Raw genomic sequence first — 22,747 nt, forward strand, 5'->3', positions numbered from 1 at the left:
GGTTCTAAGCATCCCCGCAAAAGGGATACCGAACCACGTCCCATTCACCTCACCGCTTGTAGAAGCGGGAGTACTCTTGGACGAATTTGGATAGAATTAAGAAACTTGCTTGGCTCGACAAGCCAAAGAACTGAGTGGAGAAGTATGCCTCCTCACTGTCAAGCTGACAACTATAAGCTAGGCATTGTATGCAGGATATCACAAATAATGCAAGAGCCCACCCCCAGTTAGGCAGACTCATTCGCATCAACGGTGGTTGCAATTATCACCGTCCTGACGGCAGCACTGTGCACAGCACTGCTTCGTGAAGCACCAGTAGCGCTTCATTTTTCCACATCGAATGCATCGGGTCATGGTGTAGAAGACGATCACATAGATCACTACACTCTCCTTTGGAGTTGAATCCGGTAACATGGATTGCCATCCATTGTTGGATGATATATTGCTTTTTCGATAAAACTTTATATTAAATTACCCGAATTATCAACAGTATTTAGAATATCCATTTTTATAATCCAGGAACAGTGTCTGAGCATGGAAAGTGCAGGGGTTTAGCTCCTTTTCGATATGAAAAGACTAAACTAGTCTGCATTACAAACAGAAATTATAAAAAGAGGTGAGGAATTTTAGGGTAAAGAAACACCTACTGGCTTCTAATTTATCAAGCTTAAACTGCCATCACAGCGGCAATGAGTCTATACCTTCTTGTAAGATGTTATGGAGCAGCATTCATGTCTCTATCACGTTCAGTACCACAGTCAGGGCATGCCACTGTCTATGGTTCAAGTTTTTCACTTCTTTTTTTCTGTATCACAGCAAGAACACAACTGCTATATGAGAAGGTTTTTCCTACTCTCACAATGGTTCTTTCAAACCATTCCGCCTTGTATTCCAACCTAGTTACAAATTCTGACCAAGAAGCATCTGTAATGGATTTAGGTAGGTTATGATTTTTAGCCATATTCGCAACTTGCAAGTTCTCTTAATTCATCGTTGGTTTTCACATATGAGCTTAGTAGACAACTTATGTAAGATGTTTTGGTTGTATGATGAATCAGCGATGTGCAGAGTATGGAATTCCTAGTCATGAATTGAATATCATTACTTAGATCTGCTATATTAATAATGAAACCGTTATATCGTCGTTCCCTAACCTCACAGTGGAGGTATACTGGTTAGGGTTCCCTACAAGGGAAGCATGCATCATTCGACTGTTTGAGGAGGCTACGGTGGCAGTTCCCTCTTCCCATCCCGAAGAGAGAAAGACGTACGAGGAAGCCCAGCAGGCCCTCAATGACTTGCTCAAAGAGCTCGGCAACAAGGGCAAGGTCGAAGAGGCCGCCGGCAAGGACGCGTAGCTGTCACAGCTACGTGAACGGCTACTGAAAATCAAGAGACCGGAAGTGTTTTGTGATCCATCCGGTCTCTTGCGGTTTTTATGTTATGAAAATTATGATGATTAGGTAAATAATTTTCGCATCTAACATAATACACATAAAAGCAAATATACATTATCCCTTCGGAGCGGAGAGATACCTTAGAAGAGAAATGAATCGATTAATCAAATGGAGTTTACATCTGATTGATTGCTTCAATATAATCAAATAGCGCTCAATTCTGATTTCCATGGAAGAATACAATTAAACTTCCGTATTGTGCTAGAGTCACCTCAAAGGTGGCATGGAAGATGACTATGTTCATTTTTATTACAAAAATATTGATGGATACTTTTAAATAGAATGGGTCAGTTTATTTATTGATAGGCTACCTAGCCTCAAAAATGCTTCAACAATTGAAAAGTAAACCCATTGTTAAGAGGATTCACTGAAATCGGGGGAGATAATATTTTAGGAAGATGATATATTCCTAGGAGGGTGAAAATTGACCATAACCATACATAAACTTGATCATATCGCAATCATTGTAGAAAATCTAGAAAAAGCACTGCTTCCTTACACAGAAGCACTTGGATTGATACACACACCTATCGAATATATTGAGTCGCACCAAGTTCGTGTTACATTTATCCCTCTAGGACAGACTCAAATCGAATTGATCGAACCCTTGAATTCTCATGGCAAATTGGCTCGATTTCTTCAGAAAACAGGCGGTGGGTTGCACCATGTAGCCATAGAGGTAGCCAATATTGAGGATTCCATTCGGGATCTGCAAACGCATGGAATTGAAATGAACAATTCTCATCCTCAACCTGGTGCGCAAGGCTCTCTGGTTGCCTTTACCAAACGGAGGAGTTTTGATGGAGTGATCATAGAATTGATTCAAAAACATTCGTAAACAGGCATGTTAACAATAGTTTTATGGGATACCATCTACCACAAGACAAGATGAAATCAAAACTTTGTGTTAACATTACTTTAGTTAAGAAATACCCAGAATTTAATTTATCCACGACTAAACCACAGATTCCGGTGGTTTTTTTTGTTTTGAAGGTAGGTGAATTGTATGAAAAGAACATCAAAAAACATGCTGATACTTAGGCTCTCCACTATGTTTCCTTATAATCCTTTACCACCAATAGTTGATAACTCAATAGATTCCACACTTATGATTAAATTTTTCGCTCGTTCGATAGCAGCTTTTGATTCTTCAAGTAAGAGAGAGGCTTTATGAGCTTCTGGACTCTCCCAAACCTCTGTTACCCAGACAGTATTTTCGTCAGAAGATGAGGAATTAATGATATATAATAAACATCCTTCGATGCTTTGCAAGTTTTTTGCTGCGGTCAGCAGTTCTTTTACTAATAGGTCTCTCTTACCTTTGTGAGATGTAAATTTAACATACATGCCAAAATGAGTATTCATTTGTATTCCTCCGATGTTTATCTTTTGTTTACTTATATAATCTCATCCTTTTATTAATTAAGTATACGTTTTACTAGTACACTAGTTTAGGCTCCTTCCGTCAATCTTATGGTTTTACCAATCGGGAAAGATTGGTTTGCCGATTGAACCTCATACCATAACGTACACAGGAATCAAACTTGCTACAAGCAGGGGATGAGCATCGCTCTAAAAAGAAGAATAAGCGGTTATCGGTGCGTGTTTTTAATTGCTCAACGTAGTTCTGAGTTTATTCATGAAGTCGACTAAATAGAAACGTTTGTTTGCATCATAGGATTATTTATAGTAGATTAAAGAGAAGATGAATCAAAAAGTTATAGTGAAAGTAGGGGATTCCACATGGGTAGAATCAATTTAACTATGCAAATGTCATTAGATGGTATTGTTTCAAATGAGGACCAATGGATGATGTTGAGTGAAGAAATTTTAGAGGATTATTTCGAGTATTATAAAAGAGTCGATACAATTGTGGTTGGAGGAAATACTTATTTCTCAATGGCTGAGCATTGGCAACATGCTGAAGAATTTTCATCTAACTCGCTTGAACGATCATTAGCGCAATATATAAACCGTATTCCTAAAATTGTGATTTCCCATTCAGAATTAGATCTAGTATGGAGAAATTCACAACAGATTATCGCCAAGGATAGTCAATTTGTGATTAGTGAAGTCGAAAAACTTAAAAACGATGCGGAATTTATTTCCGTTGAGAGTGGAGTAAAGACATGGCAATTATTTATCCGGGATAATCTTTTTGATGATCTTTGGATATTGGTACATCCAATTGTCGTTTCACAAGGAGAGAGACTATTTTCTTTAGCTGAAAAACAATCCGCTTTGAATCTAATGAAAACCAAAACATATAAAAACGGTGTATTAGGATTGTATTACAAAAAATAACAAAACCCCTTATATGGATTTCTAAAACAAAAGTAAAAGAAATAGTGTCTGATGATCAAAAGTTATCTAAAAAAAGACTAATCGATAATCCAAAATTGAAACTTAGTCAACCCGTTCTTCTTGTTTTAAATCGATAATAGGGCATTAACCTTTATAGTCAGTTGAGCATATACTAACTAAAATCATGACTGGAGAAGGGTGGGAGACTATTGACTGGCTATCTTGACCCGTTTATTCGGGGTGTAGATCATCACTTGTTAGCAGATATTAAGAAAGCAATTCAGGGAGAGTATAATGCAATTCATTGTTATCAACTTTTAGCAGAGCAAGCGCCTTCCTCTAAGGAAAGAAAACAAATTCTTGAAATACGTGAGGATGAGATCAAACATTATAATCAATTCATTAACTTATATTATCGTCTAACAGGTAAACGTTTGAAGCCCCAAGTTACTGAAAGTTGTCCAAGTAACTATCTGGAAGGGTTAAAATTTTCTATTGAAGATGAGCAAGAAACAGTTGATTTTTATTTAGAGATATCAGATAAGGCCAAAGAATCATATATAAGGAAATTATTTAAAAGAGCTGCGAAGGACGAGCAAAATCATGCAGTGTGGTTTTTGTATTTTTATACAAAATATTGTTGTAAGAAAGCGAAATGAGTGTATTTCACGATGAAAGGTTAAAGAAGGATAGTTCAACACAAATAAAGATTTTCTTTCTTTCATCGTGAGCTACCGCTCACGTTTTTGTTTTATTTAAATGAGGAAGAGAAAATATAAATCCTGTAAAATGTGCGTTTGTAAATGAGAATAAGGTTTTAGTTTTAAAAGAGATCAAGGAAGCATTAAGACGTGAATTTGGGAAAGAAACGAGTATTTTATGTGAGGTATTTGAATGAAAGACTACTTTTGAACTACTACCACCTACAGAGGTGGTAGATTCCTGCGAACACCAGACCAACGTCCAGTTATCTTAGCAGTCTACCCGCCGTCCCAGCGGTGAAAACAAAGTATGCTCTGCTATGCTCCCTACTTTCGCTTGGTTTTCGCAACTTCGGTGAGCTGGGTGGTTGAAGATTTTACGTTACTGACCCTTTCCAGCAAAACCCCATATCTTCAGTTTTCAAAGAGCTACAACTATTCTAACAAAAAAGTGGTTCTAAGCATCCCCGCAAAAAGGATACCGAACCACGTCCCATTCACCTCACCGCTTATAGAAGCGGGAGTACTCTTGGGCAATTTAGATAGATCAAATAGCCAAGTGAGGATATATATATCCTCACTTGGCTTCCACATTAGAACATTGGGAAGAATCCGCTATACTATCAGTTTAACTGAGTCTGACAGATTTCGTGGCACATGTTGCAGATGTTTGCGTGGGGGTCGTTCGAGAGCGTGTTTTCTTTGGGAAATGAGGATATGGGCTTTTCCTCATTCCCGCACACCCTTCCGCCACAATAGCAATTGCACCATCGTGTTTCTTCCATGATTCACCTCCTTCAGAGGTTCCGGCACTAAGTGCAAGTTGCATCTAACGATCCCTGACTACTCATTATTCTCTTATCTAATATATAGTCAGAAGATTGCATTGATATATTTATTATACGCAAATCGTAATAGTCAAACCATATTTCCGATTAGATCTAGTTTAATTTTTACTAAAAAACCCCTCTTATAAAGAGATTTCTTCTTATTATACAATAGGGAGGAAAGGTACATATGAATCAATTAATAGAGAATATAAAGATTCTCTTGGGAAAATTCGATCTCTATTTTATATAAAATATATTTTTGAAATTTTAATGCATATATTTTTATAACATGTTACATTCGGAACGAGTCAAATATTAACCTAGAAAGGAAAACATGATGAATATTATTGTGGAAACTCTTCCAAAATATCGCATTGCATTTGTGAGACAATGGGGTCCATATGGCTCAGCTAACAAGAAGGCAATGGAGAAGTTAAAGAAATGGGCTAAAGAAGAAGATCTTTTAGAATCATCAACAATAATATTTGGTATTCCGCAAGATAATCCTGAAATAACATTACCAGAAAACTGTAGATACGATGCTTGTATTGTGATTGCCAAGGATTATCACTTAGATGGATCAGTTTTAGAAGGTGAACTTGCTGGTGGTGAATATTTAATTTATAAAGTTAAGCATACAGGAGAAGATATCCAAAATGCATGGGCAAATATTTTTTCATTTATACACAACAAAGGATTTGAAATTGAGCATAAACCAATTTTAGAAAGGTACACAGGTGACATGGTTAGCAAAGGTTACTGTGAATTATGTATACCTGTAAGACCTTTATGATTTTCTTATTCCTAAAGTTAAAAAAGTAAGACAAGAGGTTATCGATATCGATAGCCTCTTATTTTAAGTTAACTAGTGATTAGCAGATTCCTTACACATGGTTGAATGTTACCGTCTTCCAATATGGCTTTTCTTATAGACATGCGGGATATGAAGGCAATGAGAGTGATAGGTCAATAGTAATCTCACATTTAACGGCTAGTTATCACTGCTGCTTTTTGTTCGTTAAAAATAGTGATGATTTCTATTCGCAAAATACAAAAAATTAAATTTATTATCTGTAAATAATGCAATTATTTTTGTGAAGTGTGGCTTTCATATTCGCATTCTGTGATGTGAAGAAGGCTAGGGCTAGCTCAAGAAGGATCTAGGAGTTGTATAATTTTTTTAAAAGAATCATTTGACTAGAATCAAAACATTTACAAAGGACATACAATATTTAAATATAATATATAAAGAAAGGAATAGATGAATAGGTGGAAACAATAATTTTCTTAGAAACGTATAAATCGGGATCATCTCGGGAGGCAGTTCGTGCAGCGGAAAGATTGGGATATTATACCGTTGTTTTTACACGGAAACAGAAACGAATGGATCAAAGAGCTGAATATTCAGATGTTCATGAAATGTACCTGGTTGATTTAGATAATTATGAAGAGATGAAAAAAAAAATTAGGTGTTTACAAGAACAAGGAAAAATCATACTTTCTATAGTTAGCTTTATTGATTCATATGTTCATACCGCAGCTGTATTAACCAAATATTTCTGTAATAATCGAATTATGATAGATCCTATCTTGAAAATGGAAAATAAGATTTTAACTCGAACCACTTTACAAGACACTTCTTTTAACACAAATTATGCCTCATATAAAGAAAATGATTTAGTGGATTTTATGAAAAAAATACATTTGAATTTCCCTATTATTATGAAGTTACCTGATTCGACTGGATCGAAGGATGTTTTATTGGCAAGTAATTTGGAAAAAATCGAGAAAAATGTTCGCAAGTTAAAGGTGAGATCCTTATCTTCTCCCATCCTTTTTGAAGAATATGTTGATGGACCTCAATATCTGGTAGAAACATTAATCAGTAATGGGAAAGTGAACATCATAGCAGTCATTCAACAAGAGATTTCAAAACAAGAACGATTTATTATTACAGGTTATTTATTATTGTTGGATAGATCGTCACGTTTATATAATAGTTTAACAGATGCCGTTTGTTCAATCATAAAGAAATTCGGAATGAAAGATGGCGCTTGTCATCTAGAACTAAGATATCACAGAGGGAATTGGAAACTAATTGAAATCAACCCTAGAATGTCTGGGGGAGCGATGAACAAAATGATTGAAGTGGGTTACGGAATTAATCTAGCAGAACAGATTATTCAAATTTCGCTAGGAAAAGAGCCTAACATTCAAAAGAAACATGAAAAATTTGTATTTACTCAATATCTCACGGTTCCTAATTCAGGGAAACTGAAACGAGTGACTGGGATAAAAAGAGCTTTACGACATGAAGGGGTTGATGAAGTATATCTAAAACCCAAAAAAGGAACTTATTTATATAAGCCACTTTCAATGGGGCATCGATATGCTTATGTTTTAGCATCATCACATCAGAAGGAGAAAGCGATACAGATTGCTAAAACAGCAGCCAAAGAGATTAAATTCCATATTGGATAGGAGAGGATGATTTCATGACGGTCATCGGTATGCTTCATTATCGAGCAGATCCTAGAAAAGTCTTTAAATCTTATGTTTTTGCTGCTACTGCAAAATCTGAAGGTGTAGGTTTTTTCTACTTTACACCTGGAAAAGTCAACATTCAAGAGAAGAGAATCAAAGGGAAAGTATTAAAAAATGGTGAATGGGTCGATATGGATATGCCTTTTCCCGATGTTATATATAATGCTGGAAGTCCAATGACAGAGAAAGCAGATGAGATTCATGACCACTTGTCAAAGCACATCCCATTCACTAGTCACTCCATTGGTGACAAGATCAGTGTATATCAACGGTTAAAAAAGGGTAAGAAATTTGCCCAATACCTGATCCCTACAAACGTGATAAATAATAATGCTGAATTTTTTGAATACACGAGTCGTTATTCCCGAGTCATTCTGAAGCCTACGTCTGGTCACAAAGGTATGGGTGTTTTATTTGTAGAGAAAATACGAAACCGTTATCTGTTAATAGATCAAGATCGTAATTTGGAGCTGGATAGAAAAGAAATAGACGTTTTCTTAAGTAGACAATTCTCAAATCAGGAATATTTAATTCAACCTTACATCGAATGTAAAACTAAGAAAGGAAATGCGTATGATTTTCGACTTCATGTTCAAAAAAATGGAAGAGGTGAATGGGTTAATTCGGCTGTTTATGTAAAGATAGCTGATTCTGGCAGTATGATAACCAATCTAAACAGTGGTGGGCATACGATGTATCTGGACCTTTTTTTAAAAAATCAATTTGGAGAATATTATTTTAATGTAAAAAGATACCTCCAACGTTTTTCGATCGCTTTAGCTAGACATATGGATCAACTCTATGATGAGTCATTAGATGAGTTAGGAATCGATGTAGGATTAGATTCTAATCAAAAAATATGGATTTATGAAGTGAATTGGCGTCCTGGTGTTGCTCCAGCATTTAATTTAGAGGTTGATATCCCACGAAATACGATCCAATATGCAATTTTTTTAGCGAAGAAGCAGAAATCAGATACCAAAATAAAGATTTAGTTCCTCTATTTGATTATGAAACTTCAGATATTTATTTGAAAGGAGTTAAGCAAGGAGATGACAATCATTGGGATGCTTCATCATCGAAAACATCCAAATACTCTAAAGCGAGCATATGCATTTGCAGCAGTAGCCAAAGCGGAAGGGGTTGATTTTTATTATTTTTCTCCAGGGAAAGTGATTTTTGATCACAAAATCATTCTTGGTTATGTGTACGAAAATGGAAAATGGATTGTGAAAAAGATGCCTTTCCCTGATGTAATTTATAACACTGGGAGATTTGAGAAATTCCCTAAAGGGAGAGTGATCGTCAATGAATTAAGAAAGATCATTCCTTTTACCACATACTCTATAGGAAATAAGATGGAGGTATATGAAAGATTAAAAAAGGCAGATATTCATGTTCAATATTTAATCCCAACAGAATATGTACTTAGAGACTATGATGTTATTGATTTCTTAGATAAATACGGCAAGGTTGTTATAAAACCAATATGGGGGAAAAAGGGTGAAGAAGTTTACTACATTGAGAAGTGCAAAGATGAAAAATTTATTATTATTGACCAAAATATTTCGCTTGAGTACAACAAAAAGGAATTAGAGAACTTTATAAAAGCTAAAATACAAGAAAAAACCTATATTGTACAGCAGTTTATTTGTTGTCAAACACAAACAGGTCAGATTTATGATTTTCGATTACATGTTCAGAAAGATGGAAATGGAAGATGGATTAATACAGCCATTTATCCACGTATTGGGCCAAAAGGAAGCATGGTTTCCAATATTAGTAAAGGAGGAAGTACTAACTATCTGAGACCATTTTTAAGACAAGAATTTGGAGAATATGCGTTCAATATAGAGCATTATCTTGAACATTTTTCCTTAGTCTTTGCTCGTAAAGTTGATCAAATTCAACAAAAACTATTTAATGAACCATTAGACGAATTAGGAATTGATGTAGGATTAGATCACAATCATAAATTGTGGGTATATGAGGTGAATTGGAGACCAGGATGTCCACCGATTTTTTATCTAGAATTAGATGTGGTAAAAAACACTATACTTTATGCGAAGTACTTAGATACCCAACGAAAAATGAGAACAAAATAAATGAGTAATGGATAAATATAATGAGTTGGGGAACTAGATGAAAACTCTATTCATTCGTAGTTTATTAAGATGTTGAAAGGAGGAATAAATATATGGGAACTGAAAATAATTCAAATAAGGTGAGATTGGGCGATTGGATGTTTAATTCCATTGACATTAGTGATAAAAAAATGTTCTATGAATATATCGAAAAATCCGACTATAATACAAACCTTTGGTCTTCAAATTTTGCCTATTTATGGGCTATTTCACAATCAAAGAGGAGAAATATCATTTGGAAGATGGTCAAGGGAATGCTGGTCACGTTTATATTAAGGAAGGACAATGGGTTAAATCTAGCTTGTTTACCATTTGGAAAGGGTAATGCAGAACAATTGCTCAGTACGATATACCGTTGTTTAAGATACTGTAATCGTTGGAATAAACATAACAAAATCAAATCCATCGCTACTGTGAGGACAATGAATGACTTGCAACTCACGTATCTAAAAGAATTTAATGAATTTGGTAGATATTTTACTATTAGAAGTCTAACTGGAATAGAAAGACATTTCGACGTGCAACAATTAGTGACATTAACCGGGAAGAAATTTAAGAATATAAGATATAAATTAAATTTATTCCGTAAACGTTACCCACAAGCTAAGGTCAGAGAATATCATCCAAACGATTATCAAGCATTAATCTTGTTGAGCGATCATTGGAAAAAAACAGCAAAAAATAGATATTCGAATATATTTGATGGAGTTTATTATCGGGAAATTATCAAGCACTACAGCGAATTGGATCATCTTATTTTAGTTGTCGAAATTGACGGACAAATTGTTGGAATGATTACAGGTGGGATTTTGCCAACGGGTCAATCATGGGGATGTCTGATTAAAAAAATGGAGCAATTCGATGGGTTAAACGAGATGATGACAATTGAATTTGCACGTACAATCAACAAGATCAATCCGAATGTAGAACTGATGAATGTTGGCAGTGATTTAGGAGCGCCAGGACTTCAAGCCTATAAAGATAAATATAGACCTGTACTCAATTTAAACAGATATAGAATGGCTCTTAAATGAAATGTGTAATGGATTTTCTCTGTTCAGAGGTCACACAAAAGTGGGATCAAATCAAGCTTCATAAGAGATTTAAATATCTAAGATAATTCTGATAATTAAATTGGCCGATTACAGAAATCTGCCAGCTGAAAGCCCACGGTTTGAATCGTGGGATGAAAGATGGCGTTGCTTGGTAATCCCTTTCAAGGGATTGCTAAGAGCTACCATTTTTTGTATAATCGAACGCATGAGCGGTGCTCATCCTGCTTGTAGCAGGCTTTGTTCCTGTGTACGTGATGGTATGAGGTTCAAGCGGCGAACCCATCTCTCCCGCTTGGTAAAACCATAAGAGTGAGTGATGGAACCGAAACTAGCGTACTGGTAACAGGTACGCCGCCCATGTAGATACATGCAACAGAAGTTGTAGAACTGCATGGGATGGGCTGATGGGACAGCCCTAGCTTGGGAGTTGCACGAAGCAGAAATGAATGGAGTGCGCGAACTACCCAAGAATCCCACGCTTTTATGCGTGAGGAGTCTCAAATGGCTTAAGTAATCTATTGCCCTTCACTCAGAAGTCACCTGTTAAATATGGGCGTGGGCTTCGACAGTTGATAAAACAAAATGCTCATCCCATTGGTCTTTATCTTGCATGGAATTTCATTATAAATGGAATTTTTTCGAAAAAGCCATTCGGAAATCAATTTTTCCTTCCTATCAAAAAAATAAGATATGTACCACAGAATCTCATCGGATACTAAAATTTATCCCTAAGTAGTTTTATCGCAATTTTAAGTTTTATTATGATTAGAATGAGTTATATCGTACTATTCAGAGAAATAAAGGATTGAATAAGAGTCAGCTATGTAACTAGATAGATTAATCAACTTTAGATTGATGTCAGCTAGATTCTTTCAAACGTTTGCAGAAACTTTTAGAAAATGCCTAGTCATTCGTCTATTGTCAATGGCTCCCATATTGTACTATAAACATCGTGTAATAGCGAGAAATGAGCAACATAATACATATTGTTTGCAACCCCTTTTGGAAAACAAGTAGGGGCACCAAAGAAATGTAAATGTATGATAACAATGTTTATTGATATATTATCAATATATAAAGGTGTTTTGGTTAATAATTTTAATTTACATATTGATAATATTAATATCATGCTATATAATGTGATTAAGAAAGGAGAGGCATATGTCATTTCCAATGATCACAACTTGTCCAGTTTGTAGTAAGCAGCTACAAATTACACGATTGCAATGTAAACACTGTCACACTATGATCGAAAATGAGTTTCAGCTTTCAAAATTATCCTCATTAGCAAAAGAACAGCTTCATTTTATTGAAACCTTTTTAACTTGCAGAGGCAATATTAAAGAAGTGGAAAAAGCATTAGGAATTTCTTATCCAACCGTACGGGGAAAATTAGATGAAATTATTGTTGCTTTAGGACATTCACCACAAAAAAAACAAAATGAAGTGAACAAAAAAGAGATCATTTCGCTACTTGAAAAAGGAGAAATCAGTCCAGAAGAAGCTGTGGAAATGCTAAAAAAAGAATAGGAGTGATTTAGTTGAAAGAAGAGATTGCAAAAATATTAACGATGGTACAAGAGGAAAAAATCACAGCAGAAAAAGGAGCAGAACTGATCGAATTGCTAAAAGAAGAAACACCTTCACACTCTTCATCTCAAACAAGTTACTTGAAGAAAATGCTGAGAATAAGAATCAATTCTGGTGAGGGAGACAAAGTAAACATCAACTTGCCGGTTAATCTTGTCAAAACCATTCTAACAGCAGGTCGTCATATTGCAGAACAATTCCCTGAATCCGAAAAATATGTAAAAGATATCGATATGGATTTATTATTAAATGCAATAGAAAGTGAAGCAGAAGGACAGATTGTAGATATTACCTCTGCCAATAATGATACTGTACTTATCGTAATCGAATGATGATAAAAGTGATCATTCTTGTGGAAAAAAAACGTTACATCATCCCCCTCCCCTTTTTCGTACTACACATAACAGGATCGATCATCTGTAGTAAATGGTTTTGGAGACAAGTGAATAAAAGGGTAGAAAAAAACATCACCTTTCCTACTCCATTATTGGACAAGCAGACTTTACAACCTGTCCTTTCGTCTCTAAAAGAATGTAAGGGTATAGCAATAGTTGATGTAAAAGACAAGGATGGGAATGGGGTAATGATTCGGTTTTGAACTCACCTCTTATATTAGAAAAATAACGTAAATTAAGACTATTCAGATGAATAGTCTTAGCTATTTGAAAACTGGAAATATGAAGTTGTGGCTGGAAATGGTCAGCAAAGTAAAATCTTCAACCACTTCCATCATATATCTTGTCTCTACATTTTTTCTCCTCTAGTTTTTTCTTTCATTTTCTTGATTATTTTCTAATCAGCAATATGAAGGACAATTCTTCCTCGTCCATGCCCAGTTTGACTAAGTTTATGAGCTTGTTGAACTTCATGTAAAAGGAATTTTTTATTTATAACGGATTTTATTTGCCCCTCCGCCATCATTTGAGCGATTTGCTGAGGAATTTCTTGTAGTTTTTCAGGTGAAGGCATAGAATGCAAACCTGGTTTTATTACATGGATCTTGTGTTTTTTTGCTTTTTCTTGGGATAGCTCCTCTACAATAGATAGAAGTGTTCCTCCCTGTTTTACTACAGACCATGACCGTTCTAATGTTTGCCCACCTACTGTATCAATTACAAGATCTACATCTGAAGCTTTTTGTTCAAACTTCTCAGAAGTATAATCGATCACAGTGTCTGCTCCCAAAGCGTACACAAAGTCAACATTATTTGTTGAACAAGTGCCGATCACATGGGCTCCCTTCCATTTCGCAAACTGAACTGCTAACATTCCAAATCCTCCAGCTGCTGCATGAATCAAAACTTTATGACCGGCCATCAATCCACCAGTATGAAATAGAGTTAACCAAGCGGGCAAGGCGCTTCCTGGTATCGTAACTGCCTCATCAAAAGTTAATTTTACTGGTTTTAGAGAAAGTCCTTTGACGGGAGCTGTTGTATATTCAGCATAAGTGCCTTTCTCGCTGCGTCCGAATACTGCTTGCCCATTACGAAACTCCGTTACATCTGAGCCAACCTCTTCTATCATTCCCGCAAAGGAAGAACCGGGAATATAGGGGAAATTTGCAGGTCGAAAATTTTTGAATTGTCCCTGGCGATATTTCCAATCATAGGGAAGAACACCTGCAGTATAAATGCGAACTAATACTTCTTCTGCTAATGGCTTTGGACGTGGAATTTGCACTAATTTTAGTTGTTCTGGCCCTCCATATTGTTGGACTTGCACAGCTTTCATCATAGGTATACTCATACTTTAAAATTCCTTTCTATTTTTAGTTTTGAATCAACTTCTTTTCAGCTTTGTACATAAACTTGTATATAAAAAGCAAATTCATTAGAGATAGTATGAATAACATGAAGTAAACATTGCTATAGACTCCAGATTCCCCTACTCTGGCTAAAGGATTAAGCGGTAAAACTTTAGTGTATTCTACTGCTTTTGTTATAATCGAACCTGCAATAGCGATGGTTAAAAAATTAGATAGACCATATACACCCATCCCGATGCCAGAATGTTCCTTGGGCAAATGAGAAGAGATCAACTTACTAATAGAAGGTTGCATAAAAATATAACCCACCTCAGTAAGTACTAGGAAAATAGAAATTGTCCAAGATGTATACTCGGCGAAAGTAGAGAGAAACAAAAAGCCTATGCTAAGGAGAATGACGGAAATCGTTAGAACATAGCGATTTCCTTTGCGATCTGTCAAAGATCCACCATATTTACCTAACAAAGCAGAAACTGCTGCTGATGGAGCCATTAAAAATCCAATCCAATACCCTTTTAAGCCATAAACCTCACTTAGAAATAATGGGGTGATAAGAAAAACACCAAAGTTACTAGCAGTGTTTAAGGCACCCATAAACATACCTTGTCGATAAGAAGCATGATGAAACAAGTGAAAAGGTATAAATGGATGAGAAGATTTGTGTTGTTGTAAGAGAAAGAGAACAAAGAATACGAAACAAACTAACAGTAACCATATATTTAATAGAGTGATAGATTCCATTAAACACACAATGAAGGCTACTAGCAATCCAGCACTAAAAATGTCGATTTTCTGTTTTTGTTTCGGAACTTCATTAGGTAACCATTTTCGAATAAAGGGAAGCGTCACAATAATAATGAGCGAGAAGAGAAATATATATCTCCAGTGAATTCCAGAAAGTATTCCTCCTAAAATGGGTCCAATGATGCCCGCGAATGCCATCACGGAGGCAACTACTCCTAAGGCTTTTCCACGTCTTTCTTGAGTGATATATCGGGCAGGAATGGTCATGGCTAACGATGGTATAGAAGAGACGCCTATTCCTTGAATGATTCGACCAATTAGGAGCAGCGGAAAACTGGATGAAAAGAAACATAACAGAGAGCCTAGAGAAAATAGTAGTACACCAAAAGTAGCCAAATTTCTAATACCATAATAGTCGGCTAACTTCCCGTAAATCAATGCTCCCAGCGCCGATAAGATACCAGATACTGTAATGACCCAACCTGTAGTAGAAGGGCTGATTGCAAATTCTTTCGCTATCTCAGGAAGTGAAACATTTAACATATAACTATTAATAATTGCAAAGGGAACAAGGAAACAAAGCAAGCGAATGATTTTTGTTTCTTCTGCAATAGATAGATTCATTTTTCTTATTCCTCCTTTGCTACGTTTGGCTTAATTCTATAGTAAGGTTGATTAATCATAATTAAAAATGTATATTTGTTTATATAATCATAACTAATAACTTATGATTGGAGTCGGTTGAAATGGATTTACTTCAATTAAAATACTTCCAGAAAATTGCGGAAATCAATCATTTAACACGAGCAGCTCAAGAATTACACATTACACAACCATCACTAAGTCAAACAATTGCAAAATTAGAAAGGGATTTAGGGGTTCCATTATTTGACCGCCAAGGTAGACAGATTCGGCTTAATAAATATGGTGAGTTTTTTTTGAAGAAAGTCGAACCAGCACTAAAACTACTTGAAGAAGGAAGACGAGAACTAATAGATATGGCAGGATTAGAACGTGGAACTATTTCAATCGATACCTCTTTTCTACCCCAATTTTCCGATGTGATAAATATGTTTCGTACCTCTTATCCAGATGTTCGTTTTCATATTTCACAAGTATCTACAAAGGAGCAGCAAGTTCAATTATTAGAAAGTGGAGAATTAGACCTTTGCATTACTTGTAGGCCGATTAAACGGACAGGAATCTGCAATTTACCTATTTTATCAGAAGACATTGTATTAGTTGTGCCTTTTGAACATTCGTTAGCAGATCGGCAAAGTGTTAAAATGAATGAAATTATGAATGAAACTTTCATTCATTTTAAAAAAGGGCATGCTTTCCGAGATGATACAGATGAATTATGTCAGAAGGCCGGATTTACCCCCAATATTGTATGTGAAACAGATGATTCTAAGACAATCATCGAATTGGTTAAGTCAAAAATGGGCGTTGCTTTTTGGTTAGAAACACTTTTGGAAAAAGATAATCCTTTTCATCATTTGCATATTACAGAGCCTAAATGTAAGCGAACCTATCAATTAGCATGGTCTGAAAAGCGTTATCTATCTTTAGCTGCACGTAGGTTTCGTGACTTGCTTATCAAGTCATTCGCTAGTTAATAGGAATAAGTAGAACAAGTAAGAGCAACATGTGTTTGTTTTTATGTATAATTAAACGTCTTTATCTGTCAGATGATTTATGGTCTGTATTTACAGGAATGTCCAAGTGCAAGGGGATTAAAGTGGTGATAACTGATCAATAGACAGTTTGGGGGTCACAACGTTGCGGAACGCGCAAGAAATGATGAATATGTTCATACATTTTGCGAAAGATGATGATCGGATTCGCTTAGTGACAGTTGAAGGATCGCGTACAAATCAAAACATTCCTCGTGATTCTTTTCAGGATTATGATATTTCCTATTTTGTAACTGATTTTGATTCTTTTAAACAAGATGATCGATGGTTGGATATTTTTGGGGAAAGAGTGATGATGCAAAAACCTGAGGACATGGAACTTTTTCCTCCTGAGTTAGGAGGATGGTTTTCATATATCATTTTATTTAAAGATGGTAACAAATTAGATTTAACATTGATTCCTCTTAATGAAGTAGATGATTACTTTGCAAAAAGTGATGGATTAGTAGAAGTGTTACTTGACAAGGATTCTCTAATAAAGGAAGAAGTATTGCCTAGTGATCAACAATATTGGATTCAAAAACCGACTGCAAGAGAATATGACGATTGTTGTAATGAATTTTGGTTAGTATCGACTTATGTAGTTAAGGGATTAGCGAGAAAGGAAATTCTTTTTGCTATTGATCATCTACATGAAATTGCTCGACCCAATTTACTAAGAATGATGTCTTGGAAAATTGGCTTAGAGAGAGGCTTTTCTTTTAGTGTCGGAAAAAACTATAAATTTATCTATCGCCATCTACCATTGGAAGATTGGCAAGGATTACTCTCAACATATACGCAGAATGACTATATCAACATGTGGAAATCATTATTTACTTGTTATCATTTATTTAGAAAATACTCAAAAGATGTGGCTGCTTGTTTAGCGTATGGGTATCCAGATTATGATCGTGAAGTCACTAAATACACAGATCATATCTATCAATCAATAAAAGACCAGTTGATTACTGAGAAGGAGGAATAAAATCTGTCGTTAGTTCGACAATTGCCATTTTCGAATCTGGTTTTAAAAATGGAGGAATCAATATGCTTACTTTTTCTACGATCATTGCTTTTATGGTAGTCGTATTGGGGCTATTTATAATACCAGGCCCAGCCGTTTTGCTTGTTGCTACTCGTACCATTAAAAGTGGTCGTAAGGAAGGGATCAAGGCAGGACTTGGGATTGCAACCGGTGATTTGATCCACACTCTATTCGCTGCTGTTGGTCTATCCGCTATCCTGATGACCTCTGCAATTGCCTTTAATCTTGTGAAATTTGCCGGGGCAGCGTATTTAATATACTTAGGAATTCGAGCGATTTTAGAAAAATCGACTGAGGGACAACTTAAAGAAACGAACCAATTATCAACTGGTTATACGTATAGTCAAGCGATTATTATTGAACTATTAAACCCAAAAACTGCGTTGTTTTTTTTATCATTTTTGCCTCAATTTGTCGAACCGGTGAATGGTACGGTTTTTGTCCAGTTTTTGGTTTTAGGATTGATCTTTTCAATATTAAGTATACTCTATACAACTTTCTTAGCGATGAGTGTACAGCTTTTTCTGAAGAATGCACACCAAGCAACTTGGATTAGTCGCTGGGGTGGCAAAATAATCGGTTCCATTTATATTGGATTGGGATTAAAAGTTGCTTTCCAAAAACAGTAATGAGATTTTGGTTTATTAATTTTAAAATAAGTAAATGGTTAATTAAAATTCCGTATAATATATATTTATTGTTTTCTAATTTTGATGTAATATATAAATATTATATAAAAAGGGGGGCTGTTATATTCACTTGCCAAAATGGGCTTTTAGTCTGATTTTAATATGTTTTCTACTGTTAGTTTCTTCACCTGTATCCGCGTCTATTGCAAGCTTTGGGCAAATATTTAAGTCTCAACCAATGATTATTTCACATCAAATGCAAGATTCAGGTACGAAATTGTTAGTAAATGAATGGGTTCCTCAAGGTTTAGTATACTATTCACAAAAGAATTGGCTGTTGGTTTCTGCATATCGAGGAATCACAGATAAAAATGGAACCAGAAATGAAACGATCATCACTATTACGTACCCTCACTCAAACCGAGTAATAAAATCTGTTAAATTATTAGATGATCAAGGAAAGCAGCATTTTGGTCATGCAGGCGGAATCACTGTGACAGATAAGGATTTATGGGTAGCTTCAACTGGTAAAAAAAATTATGTGTTACAGTATTCTCTAAAAGATCTTGAACAAAGTCAAAATGAAGGAACCATCAAGGCTAAGCGAGTATATTCATTTCAACATAAAACTTCTCATGTGAGCTGGAGTAAAGGTAGCTCGATAGGAGATCGATTATGTATAGGTGAATATCAGAAAAAAGAGAAAGGGGCTGTCTATTGTTACAGCCTAGATGCAAATGGGTACATGATCCGAGCAAATCCAATTATTCATACAATACCTGGTGATGTTCAAGGCATGAGCTTTTATCAAGATCCTCAAAATTTGCAGACATACATTATATATAGTCGCTCTTTTGGTCGAAAATTAAATAGTAAGCTTGAAATTCATGGTGACTTTGGTTTATCAGATCAGAATAAGAAGCAGCTTACGATTCCTACGATGTCACAAGGTGTAACAACAGTTGGTCCTGCTTTGTATGTCAATTTTGAATCAGGAGCAGAGATTTATAAGGATGCGAAACAGAATATATATTCACTCTACTATGCCAATCTACCATTTTTATTACAATTGAAATAACCGTAAATTAGAAAATCAGCTATTAACTAAACTAGCTGGTTTTCTAATTTAGACTTAAAACATTACATGAATTAACATTATTTCTTACCATTTCGAAAAATACTGCATCATATAAGAGAAAGAAAATCTCATGGTCTAAACGTGCATATATATATTAGTCAAATAAATAATTGAGTAACGAGATAAAAACAATAATAGAATATATATTACATTTAGTATGAATCGTGTATAATGTTAATATAAAATATTTTATCTTCTAAATATGTTCCATCTTCTCAACACATTTTGTTGCAATTTTCCCACTCAATGAAAATAGTTGAAAGGTGGTGGATTGATGTCTATAGCTAAAACTAAACTGATTCGCATTACATCTGCGACTGGAAAAAATGTGGATATGAATCCAAAATTGAAGGCGATCATTCAAACACTAGATGAAAAAAAGGTAGTAGAATACAAATTTAATTCGTCTGTTGATTAAGATCTACTTGTATCTTAAATGAATATGTAAAACTTAGCCAATTAGGCTAAGTTTTTTTAAAAGGGGTGGGAAAATAATGAAGTTATTTTCTACAAACTTTATTATTAAGATTGCAGGTGCGTGTAATTTAAATTGTAGTTACTGTTACATGTACAATATGGGAGATACTTCCTATTTGGCAAAATCAAAAGTAATGGATAGAAAAATTGCAATTACTACACTTGAAAAGATTTTTAGCTATACACAAAGACATTCTGTTAAACAGATTGCTTTGATATTACATGGTGGAGAACCTCTTTTAGTAGGAAGAAAATGGATGCGTTGGTTTATGGATCAAGCTCGCCAGTTAGCTCCTAAAAAGCTAAAAATTCGTTGGAGCATACAAACAAATGCGACTTTGCTCGATGAAGAATGGTTTGCATTATTTAAAGAATATAATATATCTTGCGGGATTAGCTTTGATGGTCCAGAGGAATGGCATGATCGATATCGAGTTGATCATGCTGGAAGAGGCAGTTATGCTAAAGTGCGTAAAGCAATTGAAAGGCTAGCTGAATTAGGAGATGATGCACCAAACTGGGGTGTCTTGGTTGTTGCCAACCCTAAGCATACTGGTGTAGTGGTGTTACAACATTTAATTGATCTCGGTGTGAAAAATATTGATTTTTTATGGCCAGATTATCATCATGATGTAATGCCACCTTGGGCAGAAGGATCGCTGGGGAAATATTTTAAAGATTTGTTTGATGCCTGGTATGATCAAGAAAATGAAGTTCAGATTCGATGGTTTAGTAATGCAATACGATTATTGTTGTCTGGAGAGACGGCATTAGATTCATTAGGTCCCCAGAAATTAACTGAATTGGTTATTGAAACAGATGGTAGTATTGAGCCGATCGATGCCCTTCGTACTTGTCAGGATCATATGACTCGATTAGGTCTCAATGTACTCACTCATGAAATCGACGATTTATATCAAACAGAACTTTTTCAAATGTGCCTTCACAATGAAAAATTATTATCCAAAACATGTTTGAATTGTGATTTATATGAAGCGTGCGGAGCCGGTTATATGCCCCATCGATGGAGTAAGGCAAATGGTTTTCGAAATCCAAGTGTTCACTGTACGGATCTATACGCCACTTTAAACCATATCCGAAAACGAATAATCAATGAACTCGATCAAGTTGGTGTTAAATATAGTTAATGGTTGGTTTCACAGCAGATAAAGAATGAATCCTCATTTCTAGAAAAATTGGTAAATCAAATCCGAACAAAGAAGTTGATTCAAAGAATATCTCTCTTTCTTTATCATATTATACTCAGAAATTAAGAGGATAACATGGGCTGAGTCATTAATGGATCAGTCCGTTAGTTGATAGTTAAATAAAATGATTCTTTTTGACAACTATGAGAAAGAGGATGGTGCATGAGAAAGACAGATTCATTACAATGGTTGCCTGCAACTGTTCTTCGTGGAATTTTAACAAATAGTTTTCTTGCATTTCTATTAACCAACCTATTAATAGGTGTGAATCTTTATATTAGGCATCGATATGGAATGAATTGGGTTTTTATTATCGCAATTATCTTTTGCGTATTTGGGTTATTTGGAAATTTATCAATCAATTGGTTATTGCGCAGAGGTGTATATATTGAAACGCTTGTTCGAATCTCTTTGATTATAATCATATTAATAATTTCTATAATTTGGACCTGCATTCGATTGGAAAGCGATGTCGTTCTTTATGCATTTGTCTGTTTTGCATTTTTTCATCAGATTTCAATGGTAACCATTCAGTCGAAGTGGCGCTCGGATCTAGCCCCTTCACATCAATCAGTCATTCATCGAAGAGCAGGTGCATTGGTCTCTACAGCAAATTATTTTGCAAGTGCAGTTGGAAGTCTTCTTGCGGGTTGGCTCGAGATAAAAGCTGTTTCTTGGTATCTTTTCATTCTTTGTCTGTTTGGTTTGATTATAGTTCTTTCAAGTAATCGGAGTAACTTAGATAGATTAAAGGTTGAAACACGAAAGCATCCAATGGAAGTTCGTGTTCTCATTGCGATTTGGCCCTATATTTTTGTAATTATAGGTTCTTCTATGATGTTTACATTACTTCCTATTCAATTTGGGTCTTCGAAGATCTTCGGTAGCAATGCTGGAGCGGTAATTATATTTATTAGTCAAAGTTTAACAGCATTATCCACTATAGTTGTAATCAAATGGGCGAAATGGATTGGAGATCGGGGTGATTTTATATTTTCACTCCTGTCTCTTTTTTTAGCTGGAGTTAGTTTTATGTTTTATACAAGAGGATACACCTTTCTTTGTGCGATTGGTGGTATTTTATTTGGTTTATCAACCACTGCTGGACAAGTAGGTTTTCAACAGCTCGCCTTAAAAACATCTAAGGATTGGGGTAGGGGGACTGCTGAGTATATGGGAATCATACAGTTGGGGCAACTACTTGGAAACCTATTAACAATATTGATTGCGATCCAACTCTTTCATGTCTTTAGCATTTGGATGATTCCTATGTTGGGATGTCTAATCGGATTTTGTTTTGGTGTGATACGAAGAGATTTAATTACCGAATATAAAAAACAAGGTTAAGATTGCAAGATATGATCATTTCACTCTAGTTCTGTTATGTTCAAGTTTCTCAAAAAGCTAGGGGATAACACTCTAATATTGGGATAT

21 protein-coding genes are annotated in these 22,747 nt (G+C 35.3%); 18 read left to right on the top strand and 3 right to left on the bottom strand.

Translation table 11 applies throughout. The features are described 5' to 3' along the window. Window positions 1-1,229 precede the first annotated feature (1,229 nt). Both BUB71_RS20240 and mce read left to right on the top strand, forming a co-directional pair. A complete protein-coding gene (locus BUB71_RS20240; RefSeq protein ID WP_281248216.1) occupies window positions 1,230-1,358 on the top strand; it encodes a hypothetical protein in 129 nt (42 codons plus the stop codon). A 523-nt stretch (window positions 1,359-1,881) separates the two neighbouring features. Continuing rightward, the gene (gene mce, locus BUB71_RS15525; protein ID WP_084731686.1) at window positions 1,882-2,295 is read left to right on the top strand and encodes a methylmalonyl-CoA epimerase; all 414 of its coding nucleotides are present in this window, start codon (window positions 1,882-1,884) and stop codon (window positions 2,293-2,295) included. 221 nt (window positions 2,296-2,516) lie between these two features. Here the strand turns inward: mce and BUB71_RS15530 are convergent, their stop codons facing one another. Then, window positions 2,517-2,822 carry a putative quinol monooxygenase gene (locus BUB71_RS15530; protein WP_073156829.1) on the bottom strand — a complete coding sequence of 102 codons (306 nt, stop codon included), beginning with the start codon at window positions 2,820-2,822 and terminating at the stop codon, window positions 2,517-2,519. A gap of 378 nt (window positions 2,823-3,200) precedes the next feature. Here BUB71_RS15530 and BUB71_RS15535 point away from each other — a divergent pair, with 378 nt between their 5' ends. The 9 genes from BUB71_RS15535 to BUB71_RS15585 all read left to right on the top strand — a co-directional run bounded on the left by BUB71_RS15535 (window position 3,201) and on the right by BUB71_RS15585 (window position 12,957). Continuing rightward, entirely contained in the window at window positions 3,201-3,761 is a 561-nt protein-coding gene (locus BUB71_RS15535; RefSeq protein ID WP_073156832.1) for a dihydrofolate reductase family protein, read from the top strand. A gap of 209 nt (window positions 3,762-3,970) precedes the next feature. Then, entirely contained in the window at window positions 3,971-4,420 is a 450-nt protein-coding gene (locus BUB71_RS15540) for a ferritin-like domain-containing protein (RefSeq protein WP_073156835.1), read from the top strand. A gap of 1,209 nt (window positions 4,421-5,629) precedes the next feature. After that, window positions 5,630-6,085, top strand: coding sequence for an AraC family transcriptional regulator (locus BUB71_RS15550; protein WP_073156842.1), 456 nt, complete (start codon window positions 5,630-5,632; stop codon window positions 6,083-6,085). Window positions 6,086-6,561: 476 nt separating this feature from the next. Next, complete coding sequence (locus tag BUB71_RS15555) at window positions 6,562-7,773, top strand: ATP-grasp domain-containing protein (protein ID WP_073156845.1); 1,212 nt, start codon at window positions 6,562-6,564, stop codon at window positions 7,771-7,773. A 14-nt stretch (window positions 7,774-7,787) separates the two neighbouring features. Continuing rightward, window positions 7,788-8,831 (top strand): YheC/YheD family endospore coat-associated protein, encoded by a 1,044-nt coding sequence (locus BUB71_RS15560; protein ID WP_073156848.1) that lies wholly within the window; start codon window positions 7,788-7,790, stop codon window positions 8,829-8,831. Window positions 8,832-8,888: 57 nt separating this feature from the next. Beyond that, window positions 8,889-9,941, top strand: a complete 1,053-nt coding sequence (locus BUB71_RS15565) for a YheC/YheD family endospore coat-associated protein (RefSeq protein ID WP_073156851.1) — start codon at window positions 8,889-8,891, stop codon at window positions 9,939-9,941. Between the two features lie 92 nt (window positions 9,942-10,033). Beyond that, complete coding sequence (locus tag BUB71_RS15570) at window positions 10,034-11,014, top strand: phosphatidylglycerol lysyltransferase domain-containing protein (protein WP_073156855.1); 981 nt, start codon at window positions 10,034-10,036, stop codon at window positions 11,012-11,014. A 1,182-nt stretch (window positions 11,015-12,196) separates the two neighbouring features. Beyond that, a complete protein-coding gene (locus BUB71_RS15580; RefSeq protein ID WP_073156862.1) occupies window positions 12,197-12,565 on the top strand; it encodes a DUF2089 domain-containing protein in 369 nt (122 codons plus the stop codon). Between the two features lie 11 nt (window positions 12,566-12,576). After that, complete coding sequence (locus tag BUB71_RS15585; RefSeq protein ID WP_073156865.1) at window positions 12,577-12,957, top strand: SHOCT-like domain-containing protein; 381 nt, start codon at window positions 12,577-12,579, stop codon at window positions 12,955-12,957. A 460-nt stretch (window positions 12,958-13,417) separates the two neighbouring features. On the opposite strand, the gene BUB71_RS15595 is transcribed toward BUB71_RS15585, so the two are convergent. Together BUB71_RS15595 and BUB71_RS15600 are read right to left on the bottom strand one after the other, a co-directional pair. Continuing rightward, window positions 13,418-14,362, bottom strand: coding sequence for an NADP-dependent oxidoreductase (locus BUB71_RS15595; protein WP_245815665.1), 945 nt, complete (start codon window positions 14,360-14,362; stop codon window positions 13,418-13,420). A 34-nt stretch (window positions 14,363-14,396) separates the two neighbouring features. Further along, window positions 14,397-15,761 carry an MFS transporter gene (locus BUB71_RS15600; RefSeq protein ID WP_073156869.1) on the bottom strand — a complete coding sequence of 455 codons (1,365 nt, stop codon included), beginning with the start codon at window positions 15,759-15,761 and terminating at the stop codon, window positions 14,397-14,399. 122 nt (window positions 15,762-15,883) lie between these two features. Here BUB71_RS15600 and BUB71_RS15605 point away from each other — a divergent pair, with 122 nt between their 5' ends. From BUB71_RS15605 to BUB71_RS15630, 7 genes are all read left to right on the top strand, one after another. Next, window positions 15,884-16,756, top strand: coding sequence for a LysR family transcriptional regulator (locus tag BUB71_RS15605; protein WP_073156872.1), 873 nt, complete (start codon window positions 15,884-15,886; stop codon window positions 16,754-16,756). Window positions 16,757-16,919: 163 nt separating this feature from the next. Beyond that, window positions 16,920-17,801, top strand: coding sequence for an aminoglycoside 6-adenylyltransferase (gene ant(6), locus BUB71_RS15610; RefSeq protein WP_073156876.1), 882 nt, complete (start codon window positions 16,920-16,922; stop codon window positions 17,799-17,801). A gap of 62 nt (window positions 17,802-17,863) precedes the next feature. Continuing rightward, window positions 17,864-18,490, top strand: coding sequence for a LysE family translocator (locus BUB71_RS15615; protein WP_073156880.1), 627 nt, complete (start codon window positions 17,864-17,866; stop codon window positions 18,488-18,490). A gap of 130 nt (window positions 18,491-18,620) precedes the next feature. Beyond that, the gene (locus tag BUB71_RS15620; protein WP_073156884.1) at window positions 18,621-19,568 is read left to right on the top strand and encodes a hypothetical protein; all 948 of its coding nucleotides are present in this window, start codon (window positions 18,621-18,623) and stop codon (window positions 19,566-19,568) included. Window positions 19,569-19,902: 334 nt separating this feature from the next. Next, window positions 19,903-20,046: a hypothetical protein gene (locus BUB71_RS19750; RefSeq protein ID WP_175552398.1), complete on the top strand. Its 144-nt coding sequence runs from the start codon at window positions 19,903-19,905 to the stop codon at window positions 20,044-20,046. Between the two features lie 76 nt (window positions 20,047-20,122). After that, complete coding sequence (locus BUB71_RS15625; RefSeq protein WP_073156889.1) at window positions 20,123-21,253, top strand: radical SAM protein; 1,131 nt, start codon at window positions 20,123-20,125, stop codon at window positions 21,251-21,253. Between the two features lie 222 nt (window positions 21,254-21,475). Next, window positions 21,476-22,660 carry an MFS transporter gene (locus BUB71_RS15630; RefSeq protein ID WP_073156893.1) on the top strand — a complete coding sequence of 395 codons (1,185 nt, stop codon included), beginning with the start codon at window positions 21,476-21,478 and terminating at the stop codon, window positions 22,658-22,660. Window positions 22,661-22,747: the final 87 nt, after the last annotated feature.

The sequence above is a fragment of the Seinonella peptonophila genome, from assembly GCF_900129355.1.
Lineage (GTDB): Bacteria > Bacillota > Bacilli > Thermoactinomycetales > Thermoactinomycetaceae > Seinonella > Seinonella peptonophila.

What these genes read in the sequence shown, in the direction of transcription:
- BUB71_RS15530 (WP_073156829.1), bottom strand. Translation starts at nt 2,822, where the DNA reads ATGAATACTCATTTTGGCATGTATGTTAAATTTACATCTCACAAAGGT.
- BUB71_RS15535 (WP_073156832.1), top strand. Translation starts at nt 3,201, where the DNA reads ATGGGTAGAATCAATTTAACTATGCAAATGTCATTAGATGGTATTGTT.
- BUB71_RS15550 (WP_073156842.1), top strand. Translation starts at nt 5,630, where the DNA reads ATGAATATTATTGTGGAAACTCTTCCAAAATATCGCATTGCATTTGTG.
- BUB71_RS15560 (WP_073156848.1), top strand. Translation starts at nt 7,788, where the DNA reads ATGACGGTCATCGGTATGCTTCATTATCGAGCAGATCCTAGAAAAGTC.
- BUB71_RS15565 (WP_073156851.1), top strand. Translation starts at nt 8,889, where the DNA reads ATGACAATCATTGGGATGCTTCATCATCGAAAACATCCAAATACTCTA.
- BUB71_RS15570 (WP_073156855.1), top strand. Translation starts at nt 10,034, where the DNA reads ATGGGAACTGAAAATAATTCAAATAAGGTGAGATTGGGCGATTGGATG.
- BUB71_RS15580 (WP_073156862.1), top strand. Translation starts at nt 12,197, where the DNA reads ATGTCATTTCCAATGATCACAACTTGTCCAGTTTGTAGTAAGCAGCTA.
- BUB71_RS15595 (WP_245815665.1), bottom strand. Translation starts at nt 14,362, where the DNA reads ATGATGAAAGCTGTGCAAGTCCAACAATATGGAGGGCCAGAACAACTA.
- BUB71_RS15600 (WP_073156869.1), bottom strand. Translation starts at nt 15,761, where the DNA reads ATGAATCTATCTATTGCAGAAGAAACAAAAATCATTCGCTTGCTTTGT.
- BUB71_RS15605 (WP_073156872.1), top strand. Translation starts at nt 15,884, where the DNA reads ATGGATTTACTTCAATTAAAATACTTCCAGAAAATTGCGGAAATCAAT.
- BUB71_RS15615 (WP_073156880.1), top strand. Translation starts at nt 17,864, where the DNA reads ATGCTTACTTTTTCTACGATCATTGCTTTTATGGTAGTCGTATTGGGG.
- BUB71_RS19750 (WP_175552398.1), top strand. Translation starts at nt 19,903, where the DNA reads ATGTCTATAGCTAAAACTAAACTGATTCGCATTACATCTGCGACTGGA.
- BUB71_RS15625 (WP_073156889.1), top strand. Translation starts at nt 20,123, where the DNA reads ATGAAGTTATTTTCTACAAACTTTATTATTAAGATTGCAGGTGCGTGT.
- BUB71_RS15630 (WP_073156893.1), top strand. Translation starts at nt 21,476, where the DNA reads ATGAGAAAGACAGATTCATTACAATGGTTGCCTGCAACTGTTCTTCGT.